Raw genomic sequence first — 16,612 nt, forward strand, 5'->3', positions numbered from 1 at the left:
CGGGTTCCATGAAGCAGGTCGTTCCGCTCGAAATCGGTATCTGCACGCCGGATATCGACCGGCTGCTGCCATTCTATACCAAGCTGCTGGGCTGCGAGCCGGTGGGCGATGTGTCGGTGCCAACCGACAAGGCCAAGAGCGCCGGCCTGTCCACCGCCGGCTATCGCGTGGTGCGCCTGCAGACCCCCTATGGCGAACGGATCAAGCTGCTGCAGCCGCAGACCCCGGCGGAGGCGCCCAGCATCAGCGCCTTCGTGCTGGACCGCTACGGCATGGCCTACATGACCTTCATCGTCTCCGACCTGGATGCGGTCGTGAAGAAGCTGAAAAAGGCGGAGATCAACATCCTGTCCGGCGAGGACAAGGTCGAGGTGCGGCCCGGCACTTTCCTCGTCTTCTGCGAGGACCCGGACGGCAATGTCGTCGAGTTCGTGCAGTATGACGATGTGAAGGCCTACCGCCCGGACGTGAAGTAGGGCTTAGCTCCTTAACCCGAAGTATATTCGGGCTTATTGACATGTGATGCACATGCACCCATGCTTAAGCCATGGGAACGATGATTCAGATTCGTAATGTGCCGGACACGCTGCATCGTCGCCTCAAGTCCCGGGCGGCGCTGGCCGGCATGTCGCTTTCCGACTATTTGCTTAGTGAACTCAGGCATGTGGCGGAACGTCCAACGCTTGATGAGTTGCGGGAACGGATGCGTAGCCGGCCGGAAACTGCGCTTCCCGTAACGCCGGCTGAAGCGCTGCGCGCAGAGCGCGACCGTGCGTGATTGTCGTCGATGCCTCCGTTCTGCTCGACGTGATTCTGCGTACGCCGGAGGCGGCTGCTGCCGAGGCTAGGCTTTTTGCACCAGGCGAAACCTTTCATGCGCCGCATCTGCTGGATGTCGAAACTGCCCAGGTAATCCGGCGATTCACTGCCGGCGGCCACATCGACCATGAGAGGGGGCGTCTCGCCTTGGTCGATCTCGCGGATTTCCCGATACAGAGATACCCACACGATTTCCTGCTGCCGCGCATCTGGGAGCTGCGGAACAATCTGACTGCCTATGATGCGGCGTATGTCGCCCTCGCCGAGGTTCTGGACGCCCCGTTGCTGACACGCGACCGGCGTTTGACGAATGCTGCCGGGGTACGGGCGCGTATTGAGCTGATATAGCTTCCTGGCTGTTGCCTACTCCACCGCCGCCGCGTCGCCCGGCGCGCCATAGGCGATCCAGCCGCCATCGACCGGCAGTGCCGCGCCGGTAATATAGCCGGCCATGTCGGAGGCGAGGAACAGGATCGCCTTCGCCACATCCTCCGGCGTGCCGAGCCGGCCGGACGGGCAGCGGCGCGCCAGCACCTTCTGGTCCAACTTGCCCTCGGCGATCAGCTTCTCGACGAAGGGGGTGAGGATATAGCCCGGCGTGACGGCGTTCACCCGCACACCGCTCTGCGCCCATTCGCAGGCCAGGGCGCGGGTCAGGCCCAGCGTGCCGGTCTTGGCGGCGGTATAACCGTTGCGGCGCGGCAGCGCGGTCCAGCTGGCGATGGAGCCGATATTCACGATGGCGCCCGCCCCCCGTGCCAGCATCGGCTTCGCCGCGTGGCGGCACATCGCATAGGTGCCGGTCAGGTGGATGTCGATGAGCCGGCGGAACTGCTCCAGCGGCTGCTCCAGCGTCGGGGTGAAGCTGTCGGAGATGCCGGCGCAGTTCACCAGCACGTCGATCCGACCGTGCTGTTTCTCCACGGCGGCGACGAAAGCCTCGCCGCTGCTCTCGTCGGTGACGTCCAGCGCCAGGCCCATATGGTCCGCGCCTAAGCTGGCCGCAGCGGTTTCCGCCGCTTCGCCAGACAGATCGCCGATGGCGACATGCGCGCCGGCCCCGGAAAAAGCGCGGGCGGTGGCGAGCCCGATACCGCTCGCCCCGCCCGTGATGAGAACAATCTTGCCGGTGAAATCGATCATAGCGCCAAGAATGCGGCGCTAATCGTGGAAGATCAATCCTCCGCCGGCTTGGTGTGGAGCTGCACGTAATTCTGGATGCCCATGCGGCCGATCAGTTCCAGATGGGTTTCGAGGAAGTCGATATGCTCCTCCTCGCTCTCCAGGATATCGACCAGCAGCTCGCGGCTGACATAGTCGCGCACCTCCTCGCAATGCTTGATCGCGTCGCGCAGGTCGGGCACGCCGGCCAGCTCCAGCTTCAGGTCGCATTCGAGGACTTCTTTCACATCCTCGCCGATCAGCAGCTTGCCGAGATCCTGCAGGTTGGGCAGCCCTTCGAGGAACAGAATCCGTTCGATCAGCGCATCGGCATGCTTCATCTCGTCGATGGATTCCTCGTATTCCTTCTTCGCGAGGTACTCCATCCCCCAGTTGCGCAGCATACGCGAATGCAGGAAGTACTGGTTGATCGCCGTCAGCTCGTTGAACAGGATCTTGTTCAGATGCTGGATGACCTTCTTGTCGCCCTTCATGGCGGCCCTCTTGCGTTTGGTGATGCGGCAGAGGGGCATTATACACAAGCACACCCTTCCCGGCAAATGCGGGCGGACAAAATATCAATAAATTCAACGCCTAAGGGATAGTGATAATCACTTCCAAGGCAAGTGCGAGTTAATCGCCGCCGGCCATCGCCATCGCTGGCTGCATAAGGGTAGCGGTCGCCGCTTTCGCCTCGCCGAGCATCTCGCAGATGCTCTGCTTGCAGCGCCCGCATTGCGGCTGGCTGCCACAGGCGCGATACACCTTGCCGGCGGTCGTGGCGCCTTCGGCAATGGCGGTACGCACATGGCGTTCGGAGATCGCGTTGCAGATGCAGACATACATGGCGATTCGGGTCCCAGCGGGCACGTCTTCAGCGTGCGGACCCCGATCATATGATAAGAGTGCGAATGAGTGTCAACGAAAATGCGAATCGTTCGTATTGGTTGGCGCGCTCAGTAATTTCTGCGTTGGTGATCAGGCCGGCCAGGTGACGATGTGGTCTTCCAGGTCGTCCTCATCCACCAGCATTTCCGGGATGACGCGGCGGCGCACCGAAATACCGGCGGAATGCACGGTGCTGGCATCGCCGGAGACCAGCGGGTGCCAGTCTGGTAGCTCCTTGCCTTCATGCAGCAGCCGGTAGGCGCAGGTGGATGGCATCCAGGGCAGATGTTCCAGCTTGCCGGGCGACAGCACGACGCAGCCCGGCACCAGCCGGTTGCGGTTCTTGTAGTCGCGGCAGCGGCAGGTCTCGATGTTCAGCAGCTTGCAGGCGACATCGGTGTAATCGACGGCGCCGCTATCCTCGTCCAGCAGCTTCAGCAGGCAGCATTTCCCGCAGCCATCGCACAGCGATTCCCATTCGGCGCGGGTCATCTCCCGCAGGCTCTTGCGTTTCCAGAAGGGCAGGTCGGTTGTCATCGCCCCAGCATAGTCCCTGCCCCTTCAGGATGACAGGCACTAGCGTTTGCGGTTACTTTGTATGCGTTGTTTCTGATGGAGGGGCCGATGCGTCTTGCCGTGATCCTGCTGCTGGCATTTCCCGTCATGGCGGTCGCCGCGCCCGCCGAAGCCGCCAAACGCTTCACCGGTGCCGCCGCCCTTTCGGAGGCCGGCGCCTATATCTCCGCCAGCCTCGCCTATCCGAAAAGCTATTACGACCCGGGCCGGCTGGCGGTGCAGCTGGTGGAGGTCTATCGCGGCGCTTTCATGTCGAATGTCCGGTTCCGCCCCAGCCTTGGCCACCAGGTGGTGCTGAGCAAGGGGATGAACCAGCATGATGCGATGGAGGATGGCCAGTGCGCCGATTTCCGGCTGACGGTCGAGCGATTCAGCGCCAACAGCCTAGGTGCGCTTGCCGCCGGCGAAACCGGGCCGCTGGCCATCGACAGCATGGACACGATCTTCGGCAGTATCTGCCTGCGCAGCGCGCGCGATGTCACGGTCGATATCCAGAGCCTGCTGCTGGACCAGCCCTCCGAGGGGCGGGCCGCCTTCAACCGGCCGTTCGGCTTCGGCGGAGCAGGCGGCGACGAGGGGGGACGCTAAGGCTGGATTCCGGCCTTTTCCAGTTCCGGGCGCAGCCGGCCGGTGGCCCACAGGAAGAACATTCGGAAATCGCTGTACAGCGACCACAGCGGGTAGCGGAAGGTGGCCGGGCGGTTCCGCTCCACCCGGAAATGCGCGATCCAGGCGAAGAAGTAGCCGGCGATCAGCGCGGCCAGGAACAGCCAGCCCGTGCCGGTCAGAATGGCGGCGGCCAGCAGGAACAATCCCAGCCCGGTGCCCGCATAATGCAGCGCCCTTGTCGCGGGCTTCGCATGTTCGCGCAGATAGAAGGGCCAGAACTCATTATAGGTCCGGATCGGCGCTTCAGGATTCTGCATGACGCCTCCTCGTCATTTGCACTGCGGCTAATGTTGCAATGCAGCTGATGAAAGCGTATTTCAACCAGTCCAGACGTTAACACGCTTTTTTCACGGGAGTCCGGTTATGGGCTATAAGGTTGCGGTTGTCGGTGCCACGGGGGCTGTCGGGCATGAGATGCTCACTACCCTGGCCGAGCGTAACTTCCCGGCCGACGAGGTTGTCGCGCTCGCCTCGGAGCGTTCGGCCGGCCAGCAGGTGTCCTATGGTGAGGACACCGTGCTGAAAGTCCAGAATCTGGAGACTTTCGACTTCAAAGGCACCGATATCGCGCTGTTCTCGCCGGGGGCAAAAATCTCCGCCGTGCACGCCCCGCGTGCCGGCAAGGCGGGCGCCATCGTCATCGACAACACCTCCCAGTTCCGCATGGACCCGGATGTGCCGCTGATCGTGCCGGAGGTGAATCCGCAGGCGATTGCCGGCTACACCAAGCGCAACATCATCGCCAATCCGAACTGCTCCACCATCCAGATGGTGGTGGCGCTGAAGCCGTTGCACGACCGCTTCAAGATCAAGCGCGTCGTGGTCTCGACCTACCAGTCGGTGTCCGGCGGCGGCAAGGAGGCGATGGACGAGCTGTTCAACCAGACCCGTGCGGTCTATGTGAACGATACGATCAACAAGGAGGTCTTCACCAAGCAGATCGCCTTCAACGTGATCCCGCACATCGACATCTTCATGGATGACGGCTCGACCAAGGAAGAATGGAAGATGCGCGTCGAGACCAAGAAGATCCTCGACCCTTCCATTGAGGTGTTTGCCACCTGCGTGCGCGTGCCGGTGTTCATCGGCCATGCCGAGGCGGTCACCATCGAGACTGAGAAGCCGATCGACGAGAACGAGGCGCGCGCCATCCTGCAGAAGGCCCCGGGCGTCACCGTGGTCGATCACCGCGCCAATGAAGGCTATGTCACGCCGCAGGAAAGCGCCGGCGAGGATGCGGTCTATATCAGCCGTATCCGCAAGGACCCGACCGTGAAGAACGGTCTGGGCTTCTGGTGCGTGTCGGACAATCTGCGCAAGGGGGCGGCACTGAACGCCATCCAGATCGCCGAGACACTGATCGCCACGCATCTGCGCAAGGCCGCCTGATTACCGGCTGGCACCCAGACGCGAAAAGCCCCGCCAACTGGCGGGGCTTTTTTTGGTCTAGATAAGAATTCAGCCCGCGACCTTACAGGCCTTGCTGATTTCCTCATAGGCCTTGGTGAAGCCGCTCAGCGAGTAGGTGTCCGTGGTCTCGGTGCCGCGCGAGGACACGCCCTTGATGACCATGCTGGAGCCCTTTTTCATGGCGTCCACAAGCTGCTTGTCTTCCTGCGCGGTGGCGGCCCAGGCGTGGTCATCGACGGTGAACAGACGGTAGGTCGTGCCGCCGATATTCACGCTGATCTCGCTGCCTTCTTTGTACTGATAGCCGGCGATCACGCTGACCACGCCGACCGACTTCTTGGAGGGGCGGTGCGTCACCAGCGTGTAGATCTTGCCGCGCCTTGTGTAATCGCCCTCATCCTTGGTCGGCTCGCTGACCATGTAGCACACGATCCCGCCATTCTCCTGATAGGTGAAGGCGCTCCAGGCGTTGTAGGTGCCGATCTGCTTGGGCTGCTGGGCACTGGCCTGGCCGGTCGCTGCGGGCAGGGACGCCAGGGACAGGAAGGCTGTCCAGAGGGCGAGGCGAAAGAGCGGGGAGATGCGAATCGACTTCATCATGTCGGTAACCTAAGCGAGAGCCCTATGCCCTGCCAACCCAGGATTGCCCCGGTTGGCCGTCAATTTGATGCCAGCTGGCTTCTAGGCGGCAAATCGAACTTTTTTGAGGCGGCCGGTAATCCGGCAACGCCACCGCCCCCGTATAAGTTTTCATGCAGGGACAAATTGACATCAGTCTGAAGCTTCGACGCGACCGCTCGCCGGCCAGCCCTGCCTTGTCCTGCTTTGTGGTTCCCTCGCTTGCAGGGATGGGCGGAAACCCCCTACATAAGGGGGCGGGCGTGGCACGGCCCGCAAAAGGGGGCGGCGAAGCCGGATCGATGTCGGTAAAGACCCAGGAAGAACTCTTGATCGCCGTCGGGCGCAATCGTGACAGGGATGCGTTTGCGGCGCTGTTCTCGCATTTCGCGCCCCGGCTGAAATCTTTCCTGATGCGCCAGGGGACGGCGCCGGAAGGTGTCGAGGAACTCGTCCAGGAAGCCATGCTGATGGTTTGGCGCCGCGCCGAGACTTTTGATCCGTCGCAGGCCAGCGCCAGCACCTGGATATTCACCATCGCCCGCAACAAGCGGATTGATGCCCTGCGCCGCACGCGGCGGCCGGAACTCGACCCGGAAGACCCGGCGCTTGTGCCCAGCGCCCCGGCCGCTGCTGACGATGTGGTGTTCGAGACCCAGCGCGACGCGGTCGTGAAACAGGCCCTGAAGACCCTGCCGCCAGAACAGGCGGACCTGTTGCGCCTTGCCTATTTCGAGGACAAGTCGCACGGCACGATAGCGGCCGAGAGCGGTATCCCAATCGGGACGGTGAAGTCGCGTATCCGACTTGCCCTGGCGAAGCTGCGCCAGAGCCTAGCAAGTGAGTTGATGTGATGATGTTTCATGTAAGCGAAGAACATCTGATGGATTATGCGGCGGGCACGGCGAGCGAGCCGGTCAGCCTGCTGGTTGCAACCCATCTGGCATTGTGCCCGGAGTGCCGGGCCAAGGTGGCCGATTACGAGCGTATCGGTGGCGCGATGCTGGCGGACAGCAAGCCGGCCGACCTGACCGATGCGGCGTTGGACGCGGTGCTGGCCCGGCTCGACGAGGAGCCTGCCGATCTGCCCGCGCATAAGCCGGCAGTTCGCTATGACGAGACGACGCAGCGGATCCTGCCGGAGCCGCTGCGCTCCTATCTTGGCGATAATCTGAGCGCACTGCCCTGGCGCAACGTGACCCGGTCGCTGCAGGAGATCGAGCTGCCGATTGGCGACAGCGGCTACCGTACCCGTCTGCTGCGTATCAAGGCGGGGCAGGCGATGCCGGAACATACGCACGGCGGCAGCGAGATGACGCTGGTGCTGGCGGGCGGCTTCTCGGACGACACGGGTCATTACGGGCGCGGCGATGTCTCGATTGCCGATGATGAGCTGGTGCACACGCCGGTGGCCGATGCCGGCGAGGATTGCATCTGCCTTGCCGTCACGGATGCGCCGCTGAAGCTGACCGGTCCGGTGGGGCGGATCATCAACCTCTTCATGCGCTATTAATTTCGCTATCAGTTTCCGGCGCGGGCCAACAGTTCCTCGACCTTCGGCAGGATGCGCCCGACCACCTCGGCGACTCCTTGCTCGTTAGGGTGGATGCCGTCCGGCTGGTTCAGCGATGGCTCCGTCGCCACCCCATCCAGGAAGAAGGGGTAGAACACCACGTCGTGCTTCTCGGCGAGGCGGTGGTAGGCGGCGTGGAAGGCCTCGGTATAGTCGCGCCCGAAATTGGGCGGGGCGTGCATGCCGGCCAGCAGCACGGGAATATTTTCCTGCTTCAGCCGGGTCAGGATGGCATCGAGGTTGGCGTAGAGCTGTTCGACCGGCTGGCCGCGCAGCCCGTCATTCGCCCCCAGCTCGACGATGGCGGCATCCGGCTTTTCGGCCAGCGCCCAGTCCAGGCGGGCGAGGCCGCCGGTCGAGGTGTCGCCGGACATGCCGGCATTCACCACCCGCACCTGCTTTCCGGCAGTACGCAGGGTTTCTTCCAGCTGCGCCGGGAAGCTCTTGCCGTCGGGCAGGCCATAGCCCGCCATCAGGCTGTCGCCCAGGCCCAGGATGACGGTCTCCGCCCGCGCCGCCGTGCTGGTGAACAGCAGGGCGGCCAGCAGCGCTGGTATGATCAGTCCGTTGAATATCTTGCGCAGCGGGCCATATCCGGATTGGGCCTGCCGCACTGCAGCAGCCCGGCGGTTTCCACAATCAGTCCCGGCAACAGCGCAGGCTTGCGACATGACAGCGCCCTCTTCCTCGGCTTCGGACTCGTCGCGCGATCCGATCATTCAGCTCGACGATGTGCGCCTTAACTTGAGAAGCGGGGCGGGCGAGGTCAACATCCTGCGCGGAATTGACCTCACCATCGCAGCGGGCGAGACGGTCAGCATTGTCGGTCCGTCCGGGGCCGGAAAATCCTCGCTGATGATGCTGATGGCGGGGCTGGAGCGCGCGACCGGCGGCTCGATCCGCGTTGCCGGCCATGATCTGGGCGGCATGAACGAGGACCGGCTGGCGCTGTTCCGCCGCGCCCATGTCGGGATCGTGTTCCAGGCCTTCCGGCTGGTGCCGACCATGAGCGCACTGGAGAATGTCGCCATACCGCTGGAACTGGCCGGGGCGGCAGATGCGTTCGACCGGGCGGCGGAAGGTCTTGAGGCGGTCGGCCTCGGCCATCGTACCGGCCATTATCCCGATCAGCTGTCCGGTGGTGAGCAGCAGCGCGTGGCGCTGGCTCGCGCTTTCGTTGCCGGCCCGTCGCTGCTGCTGGCGGACGAGCCGACCGGCAATCTGGACGGCCATACCGGCGAGCAGGTCATCGAACTGATGTTCGACCTGAAGCGCCGCTTCGGCACCACGCTGGTTCTCATCACCCACGACCTTGATCTTGCGCGGCGCTGCCAGCGCACCATCCATCTTTCGGACGGCCGCATCGTCTCCGACGAGCGCGCGGGCGAGGCCAGCCTCGCCGCTGCGGCCGGGGGCTGATATGCCAGTTTGGGGGATGCCAGTCTGGTTGCGCTTTGCCCGGCGCGAGCTGCGCGGCGGGCTGAAAGGCTTCCGCATCTTCCTCGCCTGCCTGATGCTGGGCGTGGCGGCGATTGCCGGTGTCGGCTCCGTCTCCGAATCGCTGCTGGCCGGCCTGCGCGCCGATGCCAGCCAGATCCTGGGCGGCAGTGTCGATGTCGAATCGGTGCACCGGCCGATCACGCCGGAGGCGCTGGCCTATCTGCAAACGCAAGGACGATTGTCGCATGTCGCCGACATGCGGGCGATGGCGCGCAATCCGAACGGTGACCAGCGCTCGCTCTCCGAACTGAAGGCGGTGGACGGCGCCTATCCGCTCATCGGCGCCATGGAACTCGACCCCGCCGTGCCGCTGGAAGAGGCGCTCGCCAATCGCGGCGGCGTCTGGGGGGCGGTCATCGAACCCAATTTGCTCGACCGTCTGGGACTTGCTCTGGGTGACAGGCTCCGCGTCGGCGAGCTGGATGTCGAGGTGCGGGCCACGATCCTGCGCGAGCCGGACCGCGCGGTCAGCTTCGCCAGCTTCGGGCCGCGTGTGATGATCGCCCGCGACGCGCTGGAGGCGACCGGCCTTATCCAGCCTGGCACGCTGATCGACTATCATTACCGCCTCGTGCTGCCTGCCGGCACCGACCATGCCGCCTGGATGCGGGACTTCCGCGACCGCTATGCCGCCGAGAATGGCTGGCGCGTGCGCGGCCTGAGCGAAGCGGCGCCGGGCCTGCGGCGCTTCATCGACCGGGTGGCGCAGTTCCTGACGCTGGTCGGGCTGACCGCGCTGCTGGTCGGCGGCGTCGGCGTCGGCAATGCGGTGAAGAGCTATCTGGACGGCAAATCCACCACCATCGCCACGCTGAAATGCCTGGGTGCCGAAGGCGCGGTGGTGTTCCGCACCTACCTGTCGCTGGTCATGATCCTGGCGCTGGCCGGAATCGCCGCCGGGCTGGTGCTGGGCGCGGCGCTGCCCTATGCTGCGGCGGCGGTGCTGAACCAGCTGATCCCGGTGCAGGTGGCGCCGGCACTCTATGCCGGTCCGCTGGCGCTCGCCGGCCTGTTCGGCCTGCTGACGGCGCTGGCCTTCTCGCTCTGGCCGCTGGCGAAGGCGAAGGACATCCGCCCGGCGGGCCTGTTCCGCCAGCTGGTCAGCGGCGAGGGCGGCCGGGTCGGCCTGCCCTATATCCTGGCGCTCGGCCTGTCGGCGGTGGCTTTGGCGGCGCTTGCCATCTTCTCCTCCAATGAGCGGGTGCTGGCCGGCTGGTTCGTGCTTGGCGCCATCGGTGCCGTCCTCATCTTCCTGGGGGCGGCGCGTCTGCTGATGCTGGGCGTCGCGGCGGCGGGGCGTCCGCGCCAGCCGACGCTGCGGCTGGCGCTGGCCAATCTGCACCGGCCGGGCGCGCCGACCGCCAGCATTGCGCTTTCGCTGGGGCTGGGCATCACCGTGCTGGTCGCGGTGGCGCTGACCCAGGCCAATATGGCGCGGCAGGTGACCGAGCAGTTGCCGGAGCAGGCACCCAGCTATTTCTTCATCGATATCCAGCCGAACCAGATCGACCGCTTCCAGCAGACCGTCGATGCGGTGCCGGGCATCAGCAAGGTCGAACGGACGCCGATGGTGCGCGGCCGCGTCTCTGCCATCAATGGCGTGCCTTCCGACCAGGTGACCGTCGATCCGGAGGTGCGCTGGGTGCTGCGCGGCGACCGTGGCCTGACCTATGCCGCCGCCCCGCCGCCGGGAACGCAGATCGTCGCCGGCGACTGGTGGCCGGAGGATTACAAGGGGCCGCCGCTGATCTCCTTCGATGCGGAGATCGCCGCCGGCATGGGCATCGGCATCGGCGACACGCTGACGATCAATGTGCTGGGCCGGGACATCACCGCGACCATCGGCAATCTGCGCCGGATCGACTGGGGCAATCTGTCGATCAACTTCGTCATCATCTTCGCGCCGGGCACGATGGAGGCTGCACCCCATACCATCATCGCCACGGTGAACACCGATGGTCCGGCGGCCGAGGAGGCGGTGCAGCGCGCCGTCACCGACGAGCTGCCGAATGTGAATGCGATCCGCGTGAAGGACGCGCTGGAGGCCGCGAACCAGATTCTGGAGGCGGTCGGGCAGGCGGTGCGGATCACCGCCTCGGTCGCCATCCTCGCCGGCACGCTGGTGCTGGGTGGGGCGGTGGTCGCCGGCCATCACCGCCGGGTCTATGACGCGGTGGTGCTGAAGGTGCTGGGGGCGACGCGGCGCGACGTGCTGGCGGCCTTCCTGCTGGAATACGGCCTGCTGGGAGCGATGGTGGCGCTGATCGCCTCTGTCGTCGGCACCATCGTCGCCTGGGCGGTGCTGGTCTTCGTCATGCGTTCCGACTTCGTGTTCGCGCCCGGTGTCGTGATTTGGACATCATTGCTGTGTACGGTCATTACCGTCGCACTGGGTCTTGCCGGGACCTGGCGGGCGCTGGGCCAGAAGGCGGCCCCGCTGCTGCGCAACGAATAAGGGAGGCGGACATGCGCGTTCTGATACTGGCGGCCCTGCTTCTGACAGCTGCTGTCCCGCAGGCGCGCGCCGAGGAACCTTCCGGCAATCCGGTGGAGACGCTGCGCGAAGGGATGACGAAGGCGGTCGAGGCCCTGCGCGATCTTGCCGAGGAAGTGCAGCGCTATGGCGTCCCCTATTTCGACAAGGACGGCAACATCGTCATTCCGCGCAAGGTGCCGGATGAGGGTGTGCCCGATACCGCCGATACAGGGCAAGCGGAGGCCCGCTCGATCACACTCTGATCTGATCGCTGTCACCATTTTTTCTTAAAAAACAGTCAATTGTCTGCATTTTCCGGTTGCGATATGCTGCCCGCCATCATTGGTTTGAGGGCGGAAATCATCATGTCGCAGCAGAATTTCGAGAGCCTGAAGAAGAGTGTCGAAGCCGATCCGGCACTGGTCCAGAAACTGTCCGGCGTGAAGGAAGTGGGCGATGTCGCAGAGTTTCTGGCCGGCGTTGCCGCGCAGAAGGGCATTGCGCTGAATGCTGATCAGATCAAGGCACAGATGACGGCCAGCAAGGCCGGCCCGGACGACGAGCTCGACGATGCAGCACTGGAAGCGGTGTCCGGCGGCGGCTCGCCCTATTGCATGTTCACCAAGGGCTGCTACTGCATTTTCACCAAGTGACGGTAGGCCAAAAAAGCCGACAGGGAGGAAGGTAATGGCAAATCAGGCATTCGAGGCGCTGAAGGCAGCCGTGAAGTCGGACAAGGCACTGCTCGACAAGCTGTCCGGTCATAAGGAAATGGGCGACGCCGCCGAGGCGCTGGCCGGCATCGCCAAATCGAAGGGCATCGATATCTCCGCCGAGCAGATCAAGGCGCAGATGACGGCCAGCAAGGCCGGCCCGGATGACGAGCTGGACGATGCCGCGCTGGAAGCGGTGTCCGGCGGCGGCTCGCCCTACTGCATGACCACCAAGGGCTGCTATTGCATGTGCACCGGCAAGTTCACCGAAAACTGGTTCTGAGCCCGTATTTCCTTGCCGCCTGAGTGACAAAGCCGTTCGAGGATATCCTCCGGCCGCTGTGCGACAGTGCGCTGGAGGAGTTTAATCTGGCCACGGAAGTGTCGGGGGTGGACGCGACAGTCGGGCGGGTGGTGTGCGAGGGCCTGCGTCCCTTCCTGCTGGAACGGCTGTGCACCCTTGCAGCGCCGGTTCTGTTCGCGGCGTTCGACAAGGCCCGTCCCGCGCCGCCGCCAATCTCTCTCCTGCTCGACGAACCGCCGGAGGATGTGTCCCGCACCACCTACGCAGCCTTTGCCGCTGGCATGGAAGCTGGCGGCCTTGATGATTTGCGGTGTTTTTACCCCGGCCTCGACACGGCGCTGACCCTTCTCATCGAGCATCATTCCGCCACCGCGCTGGAGCTGGCGGTGCGGCTGCAGGCGGATCGCGCCGCCTTGCGCGGCTTCATGCCAGGCTGGGCGGAAGGCGTGCCGGCGCTTTCGTCTATCGGGTTCGGTCTGTCCGATCCGCATGCGCAGGGGCGCATGGTTGCCAGTATCGACTTCGCGGACGGTACCAAGCTGGCCTACAAGCCACGCTCGCTGGCGGCGGAGGCCGGATTCGCCGGTGTGCTGCGCTGGCTGGCGGTGCGCAATCCCGCCTTGCCGGATCAGCGCCTGCCGCGCGTGCTGGATCGCGGCACGCATGGCTGGATGGAATGGGTCACCCCCGCCGATAGCCGCGACGAAGGCGAGGTGGCGGCATTCTACCGCCGACTCGGCATGCTGATGGCGGTGCTTGGCCTGATGCGCGGCACCGATATCCATTCCGAGAACCTGATCGCGGCGGGCGCCTATCCGGTCATCGTCGATCTGGAATGCCTGCTGGCGCCGGACGCGATGCCAGACTGGCTGAAACGCCTGTCCGACCCGCCGCCCTTCATGGAGAGCGGGCTGCTGCCCTTCCTGCTGCCGCTGGGTGAGGGGCAGTGGCGCAATATCGGTTCCGGCGGGCCGCCGCTGCCGCCGGTGCCGCTGCCGGATCACGGCTTCCGTCATACTGGCACCGACTGGATTCGCCGCGCGGACATTCTGCGCCAGCCGGAGGAACCTTGCCTGCCGCGCCTTGGCGGCGCGGAGCAGGATATACGCGCGCATCTGCCGGCATTGCAGGAAGGCTACCGGCAGGCGTTGGAGGCAATGCTGGCGCAGCGCGCCGATTTTCTCGCTGAAGATGGGCCGCTGGCCGGTTTTGCCGATGCGCGCTGCCGTTTCGTCGCACTGCCGACGGACTCCTACCGACGGCTGCTGGTCCGGCTGCGCGAGCCGGACATGATGGCCATGCCCGACGCGGTGGAGCGGCAGGCGGCGCGCATCGCCCGTCCGGCCCTGCCGGGTATCGCGGAGGCCGACTGGCAACGGCTGCTGGCGGCAGAGGCGGCGGCGCTCGGCCGGGGAGATGTGCCGGCCTTCCTGTTCAGCCCGTCCGAGGGCATCCTCTCCGAATCCGCTGGCGCGCCGGTCGGAAGGCTGGGCGACCGGTCGCCGCTGGAGGCGGCAAGGCAGGCCATAGGGGGGCTGGACGAAAAGACGTTGGCGCGACACACGGCCATCCTGCGCGGCGCCTTTGCCCCCACGCCTCTGCCTGTGGAGGGCGATCTGCTGGACCGGCTGGCGGGGTGGCTGGCGGCGGGAGCGATTCCGCGCGGCGATGGCGGGGTGGACTGGCTGCGCCCGCATGAGGAATTGCCGATTTCGTTTCGCGTCGCCGGCCACGGCCTCTACCACGGCAGTGCCGGTATCGCGCTGGCGCTGGTGGCGGCTGGCCGGCACCGGGGGCGGTCTGACTGGCTGAACCTTGCGGCCAAGGCGCTGCTGCCACTGCGCCATCTCGCGGCGGATGGGACAGCGCAATCGCTGGCGCAGGCGTTCGGTGCCGGTCATGCGGTCGGCCTGGGCGGCATGATCGCCGCGCTGGTCTGGGCCGGCGATCTGCTGGAAGAACCCGGTTATGTCGCGAATGCGCAGGCACTGGCGGACCGGTTGGGTGATCCGGCGGCGGTCTCCTCCTTCGACTTCTATGACGGTATCGCCGGGCTGTTACCGGCGCTGCACCTGCTGGCACGCCGGACCGGGAATGCCGCGCTGCCCATGCTGATGGCGCGCTGGGCGGACCGGCTGCTCGCCTTGGCGACGGAAGATGAGGACGCACTTCTCTGGCGTCCCCGGCGCGGTCAGCCGGTGGCGGGGCTGGCGCATGGCCAGTCCGGCATGGCGGTGGCGCTGGCCTCTGCCTTCAACGCGACGGGACAGCAGCGCTATCTCGCGGCGGCACAGGCCGCCCTGCTACCGGAGGACCGGCTGTTCAATGCCGATACGGGCAACTGGCCGGACCCCAACGGGAAAGGTCGCCCTTCGACCGCCTGGTGCCATGGCGCGCCGGGTGTGGCGCTGGCGCGCGCGGCGTTGCTGAGGCTGGCGCCGGAGGGCTTCGCGGAGCGCCGGACGGAGCTGGCACGGGCGCTCGCAACCACCGCTGCCGATCCCGCCGGGGAAGCCGGCGATCTGTGTTGCGGGCTGGCTGGCCGGTTGTCCGTGCTCGGGCTGGCCGGGGTGGAGGATACGGCGCTGGCGGAAGCGGCCCGGCTGCGCTGGTCCGGTGACAGGCCGGGCCTGTGGAGCGACGCGCTGCCCTTCGCGGCGCCCGACCCCTGCCTGTTCAAGGGCGTGGCGGGGATCGTCCTGGCGCTGGTGCAGGCGGAGGTGCCGAAACTGGCGCCGCCCGTCCTGCTCCCCGCGCTGGGTTAGAGAACCGGCATCGGCTCCTCGTTCAGGATCGCCTCGATGCCCTTCAGCACCGTGTCCGACAGGGCAACATCGGCGCTGCCGATATTCTCGGCCAGCTGCTCGACGCTGGTGGAGCCAATGATGTTCGCGGTCACGAAGGGCCGGCTGTTCACATAGGCCAGTGCCATATGCGTCGGGCTGAGGCCGTTTTCCTTTGCCAGCGCCACCAGCTTCTCGGTCACCGCCATCGGCTTCGGCGCGATATAACGGCCATAGCGCGAGAAATACCGGTCCATGCGCGAGCCCTGCGGAATCGCACCGCCGAGATATTTGCCGCTGAGCGCACCCATGGCGAGCGGCGAGAAGGCGAGCAGCCCGACATTCTCATGGATCGCCATTTCCGACAGGCCGATCTCGAACGGCCGGTAGAGCAGGCTGTAGGCATTCTGGATGCTGACAACGCGCGGCAGGTTCAGCTGCTCTGCGGCGCGCAGAAAGGCATGCACGCCCCAGGGCGTCTCGTTCGACAGGCCGACGGCGCGCACCTTGCCGGCTTTCACGATCTCGGCCAGCGCCTCCAGCGTCTCCTCGATCGGGGTGGCGCCGGGCGATTCCTTGTGGACATAGCCGAACTGGCCGGCGGTGTTGGTCTGCCGGTCGGCCCAGTGCAGCTGGTACAGATCGACATAGTCGGTCTTCAGCCGGCGCAGCGAATCGTCGATGGCCTGATGGATATTCTTGCGGTCCAGCTTCGCCTGGCCGCCCCTTATATGCTCAAAGCCCTTGCGGCTGGCGCCCACCACCTTCGTCGCCAGCACGAACTTGTCGCGGTTCTTGCGGGCGGTGATCCAGTTGCCGACGATTTCCTCGGTGGCACCATAGGTCTTGCCGCTGGGCGGCACCGGATACATTTCCGCCGTGTCGATGAAGGTCACGCCGTGATCCAGCGCGTAATCGAGCTGGGTATGCCCCTCGGCCTCGGTGTTCTGTTCACCGAAAGTCATGGTGCCGAGGCAGATGACGCTGACCTCGATGTCGGTACGGCCAAGGCGGCGCTTTTCCATGGCGGATGGTCTCCTCACGGGATGAAGGCTGGCACGTCGGTACGGAAGGTCCGGCGCGGTAAGTCGGTATCCGGTATAGCGGCCTGAGGGCGGGTTG

General features: G+C 65.3%; 21 protein-coding genes. 13 read left to right on the forward strand and 8 right to left on the reverse strand.

All coding sequences use genetic code 11. From position 1 onward, the window contains the following. Nucleotides 1–8 precede the first annotated feature (8 nt). From P24_RS05600 to P24_RS05605, 3 genes are all read left to right on the forward strand, one after another. Nucleotides 9–476 (forward strand): VOC family protein, encoded by a 468-nt coding sequence (locus P24_RS05600; RefSeq protein WP_008943726.1) that lies wholly within the window; start codon nucleotides 9–11, stop codon nucleotides 474–476. Nucleotides 477–556: 80 nt separating this feature from the next. Continuing rightward, complete coding sequence (locus P24_RS19635) at nucleotides 557–778, forward strand: FitA-like ribbon-helix-helix domain-containing protein (protein ID WP_220660280.1); 222 nt, start codon at nucleotides 557–559, stop codon at nucleotides 776–778. Beyond that, nucleotides 775–1,167, forward strand: coding sequence for a type II toxin-antitoxin system VapC family toxin (locus tag P24_RS05605; RefSeq protein ID WP_008943727.1), 393 nt, complete (start codon nucleotides 775–777; stop codon nucleotides 1,165–1,167). The genes P24_RS19635 and P24_RS05605 overlap by 4 nt, the downstream gene beginning before the upstream one ends. A 15-nt stretch (nucleotides 1,168–1,182) precedes the next feature. Here the strand turns inward: P24_RS05605 and P24_RS05610 are convergent, their stop codons facing one another. The 4 genes from P24_RS05610 to P24_RS05625 form a co-directional block, all read right to left on the reverse strand. After that, nucleotides 1,183–1,962: an SDR family NAD(P)-dependent oxidoreductase gene (locus P24_RS05610; RefSeq protein ID WP_008943728.1), complete on the reverse strand. Its 780-nt coding sequence runs from the start codon at nucleotides 1,960–1,962 to the stop codon at nucleotides 1,183–1,185. 32 nt (nucleotides 1,963–1,994) lie between these two features. Further along, complete coding sequence (gene bfr / locus P24_RS05615; protein WP_008943729.1) at nucleotides 1,995–2,474, reverse strand: bacterioferritin; 480 nt, start codon at nucleotides 2,472–2,474, stop codon at nucleotides 1,995–1,997. A 139-nt stretch (nucleotides 2,475–2,613) separates the two neighbouring features. Next, complete coding sequence (locus P24_RS05620; protein WP_008943730.1) at nucleotides 2,614–2,826, reverse strand: (2Fe-2S)-binding protein; 213 nt, start codon at nucleotides 2,824–2,826, stop codon at nucleotides 2,614–2,616. A gap of 132 nt (nucleotides 2,827–2,958) precedes the next feature. Beyond that, nucleotides 2,959–3,405 (reverse strand): YcgN family cysteine cluster protein, encoded by a 447-nt coding sequence (locus P24_RS05625; RefSeq protein ID WP_008943731.1) that lies wholly within the window; start codon nucleotides 3,403–3,405, stop codon nucleotides 2,959–2,961. A gap of 87 nt (nucleotides 3,406–3,492) precedes the next feature. Here P24_RS05625 and P24_RS05630 point away from each other — a divergent pair, with 87 nt between their 5' ends. Then, on the forward strand, nucleotides 3,493–4,032 hold the full coding sequence (locus tag P24_RS05630) for a hypothetical protein (RefSeq protein ID WP_008943732.1): 540 nt from the start codon (nucleotides 3,493–3,495) through the stop codon (nucleotides 4,030–4,032). Here P24_RS05630 and P24_RS05635 read toward each other — a convergent pair. Beyond that, a complete protein-coding gene (locus tag P24_RS05635; protein WP_008943733.1) occupies nucleotides 4,029–4,370 on the reverse strand; it encodes a DUF962 domain-containing protein in 342 nt (113 codons plus the stop codon). The two genes, P24_RS05630 and P24_RS05635, sit on opposite strands and share 4 nt — an antisense overlap. Nucleotides 4,371–4,476: 106 nt before the next feature. On the opposite strand from P24_RS05635, the gene P24_RS05640 reads away from it, so the two are divergent. Next, on the forward strand, nucleotides 4,477–5,502 hold the full coding sequence (locus P24_RS05640; RefSeq protein ID WP_008943734.1) for an aspartate-semialdehyde dehydrogenase: 1,026 nt from the start codon (nucleotides 4,477–4,479) through the stop codon (nucleotides 5,500–5,502). 69 nt (nucleotides 5,503–5,571) lie between these two features. On the opposite strand, the gene P24_RS05645 is transcribed toward P24_RS05640, so the two are convergent. Next, nucleotides 5,572–6,123, reverse strand: a complete 552-nt coding sequence (locus tag P24_RS05645; protein WP_008943735.1) for an invasion associated locus B family protein — start codon at nucleotides 6,121–6,123, stop codon at nucleotides 5,572–5,574. 320 nt (nucleotides 6,124–6,443) lie between these two features. Here P24_RS05645 and P24_RS05650 point away from each other — a divergent pair, with 320 nt between their 5' ends. Both P24_RS05650 and P24_RS05655 read left to right on the forward strand, forming a co-directional pair. Beyond that, nucleotides 6,444–6,995 (forward strand): sigma-70 family RNA polymerase sigma factor, encoded by a 552-nt coding sequence (locus P24_RS05650; RefSeq protein ID WP_008943736.1) that lies wholly within the window; start codon nucleotides 6,444–6,446, stop codon nucleotides 6,993–6,995. After that, nucleotides 6,995–7,654, forward strand: coding sequence for a ChrR family anti-sigma-E factor (locus P24_RS05655; RefSeq protein ID WP_008943737.1), 660 nt, complete (start codon nucleotides 6,995–6,997; stop codon nucleotides 7,652–7,654). Before P24_RS05650 ends, P24_RS05655 begins: the two co-directional genes overlap by 1 nt. A gap of 8 nt (nucleotides 7,655–7,662) precedes the next feature. Here P24_RS05655 and P24_RS05660 read toward each other — a convergent pair whose 3' ends face one another. Then, nucleotides 7,663–8,328 carry an arylesterase gene (locus P24_RS05660; RefSeq protein WP_237740165.1) on the reverse strand — a complete coding sequence of 222 codons (666 nt, stop codon included), beginning with the start codon at nucleotides 8,326–8,328 and terminating at the stop codon, nucleotides 7,663–7,665. A 55-nt stretch (nucleotides 8,329–8,383) separates the two neighbouring features. On the opposite strand from P24_RS05660, the gene P24_RS05665 reads away from it, so the two are divergent. The 6 genes from P24_RS05665 (at nucleotide 8,384) to P24_RS05690 (ending at nucleotide 15,472) form a co-directional block, all read left to right on the forward strand. After that, a complete protein-coding gene (locus P24_RS05665) occupies nucleotides 8,384–9,133 on the forward strand; it encodes an ABC transporter ATP-binding protein (RefSeq protein WP_040706717.1) in 750 nt (249 codons plus the stop codon). Nucleotides 9,134–9,149: 16 nt separating this feature from the next. Then, nucleotides 9,150–11,669: an ABC transporter permease gene (locus tag P24_RS05670; protein WP_237740166.1), complete on the forward strand. Its 2,520-nt coding sequence runs from the start codon at nucleotides 9,150–9,152 to the stop codon at nucleotides 11,667–11,669. Between the two features lie 11 nt (nucleotides 11,670–11,680). Next, nucleotides 11,681–11,953, forward strand: coding sequence for a hypothetical protein (locus tag P24_RS05675; protein WP_008943741.1), 273 nt, complete (start codon nucleotides 11,681–11,683; stop codon nucleotides 11,951–11,953). 102 nt (nucleotides 11,954–12,055) lie between these two features. Continuing rightward, entirely contained in the window at nucleotides 12,056–12,343 is a 288-nt protein-coding gene (locus P24_RS05680; protein WP_156816192.1) for a Nif11-like leader peptide family natural product precursor, read from the forward strand. Between the two features lie 34 nt (nucleotides 12,344–12,377). Beyond that, nucleotides 12,378–12,686 (forward strand): Nif11-like leader peptide family RiPP precursor, encoded by a 309-nt coding sequence (locus P24_RS05685; protein ID WP_008943743.1) that lies wholly within the window; start codon nucleotides 12,378–12,380, stop codon nucleotides 12,684–12,686. A gap of 23 nt (nucleotides 12,687–12,709) precedes the next feature. After that, nucleotides 12,710–15,472 (forward strand): type 2 lanthipeptide synthetase LanM family protein, encoded by a 2,763-nt coding sequence (locus P24_RS05690; protein ID WP_008943744.1) that lies wholly within the window; start codon nucleotides 12,710–12,712, stop codon nucleotides 15,470–15,472. Here the strand turns inward: P24_RS05690 and P24_RS05695 are convergent. Beyond that, nucleotides 15,469–16,515 (reverse strand): NADP(H)-dependent aldo-keto reductase, encoded by a 1,047-nt coding sequence (locus tag P24_RS05695; protein WP_008943745.1) that lies wholly within the window; start codon nucleotides 16,513–16,515, stop codon nucleotides 15,469–15,471. The two genes, P24_RS05690 and P24_RS05695, sit on opposite strands and share 4 nt — an antisense overlap. Between the last annotated feature and the right edge of the window lie 97 nt (nucleotides 16,516–16,612).

The organism is Oceanibaculum indicum P24, from assembly GCF_000299935.1.
In the GTDB taxonomy this organism is placed as follows: Bacteria; Pseudomonadota; Alphaproteobacteria; order Oceanibaculales; family Oceanibaculaceae; genus Oceanibaculum; species Oceanibaculum indicum.